We start from the raw sequence: 863 nt of genomic DNA, 5'->3' as shown, positions 1-863 counted from the left end.
ACGTGGAGACTTTGCTGGACCGATTCGTCGAAGGTTGCGCCAGGGTCACCCGTGATGACGGCGTTCCCGATGGCGGCGACCCTGGCTACTACCAGGCTTACCCTGAACTCCAGGAATGCGAGCCAACTTTTGACCCTTATGGACTGGACGTGGACTGGAAATCCATTGATCTCGATCTCGGTTACAAGATCTTGAACTTCCCCAACCTCGTCTCAATGACCGCTGATCGGGTAGAAGACGTGTTAAACGTCAACTTCGAAAACATCGACTACCGGCGGGAACAGTACGCCGCACTCGGCCTTAAAGCCGCCGGCATCGCCGGTGATCTTCGAAAGCGCTATCACTTGCCCAGCCCGGACTACGGGGAGTGGAATCCAGTCGAGAAAATACGCCAGACGATCGCAGCGTTCGAAGAGAGACGTCAGCGCTATGATCACGCGACCATATCCGACGAATGCGTTGAGTGACCCCATCGGCGGGGCAAGCACCCGCAGCCTTTTGGCTTTCACTTGAACGCGGTATCGATTACAACCGCTCCAGCGTTATCACAGGATAGGTTGCTCGTTTGTCATGACGAGCACGCTGCATTGCAGCCGGTCGAGGAGTCGGGCGTCGCGCGCACTCTGCAGCCACCGGGCCATGACCGTCGGATGGTCATGGGCGACGATCACCAGATCGGCACCCATGTCATGGGCATGGGCCGCGATTTGCTCGGCCGGCGCGCCGCGGCGGATGAAGGCCGTCACTTCCATGCCTTGCGCCTGGAGCGACGCCACCACCGGATCGATCGCCCGCCTCAGATCGTCCTTCTCCCGGCTCCAGACATTCGGCGGCCCGACGGCTTCGGCGATCGCCATGGCGCC

Annotated in this window: 2 protein-coding genes; one reads left to right on the top strand and one right to left on the bottom strand. The window is 60.3% G+C overall.

From position 1 onward, the window contains the following. Positions 1-467, top strand: a 467-nt coding sequence (locus tag E4680_RS14230) for a hypothetical protein (protein ID WP_167792538.1), incomplete at its 5' end; no start/stop codon positions are given. Positions 468-545: 78 nt separating this feature from the next. Here the strand turns inward: E4680_RS14230 and E4680_RS13930 are convergent. Next, positions 546-863, bottom strand: a 318-nt coding sequence (locus E4680_RS13930; RefSeq protein WP_135283031.1) for a universal stress protein, incomplete at its 5' end; no start/stop codon positions are given.

Origin of the sequence: Candidatus Macondimonas diazotrophica (assembly GCF_004684205.1) — a bacterium.
GTDB classification, from domain to species: domain Bacteria; phylum Pseudomonadota; class Gammaproteobacteria; order UBA5335; family UBA5335; genus Macondimonas; species Macondimonas diazotrophica.
The sequence above is the reverse complement of the archived record's forward strand: the minus strand, read 5'-3'. Positions and strand labels throughout refer to the sequence as shown.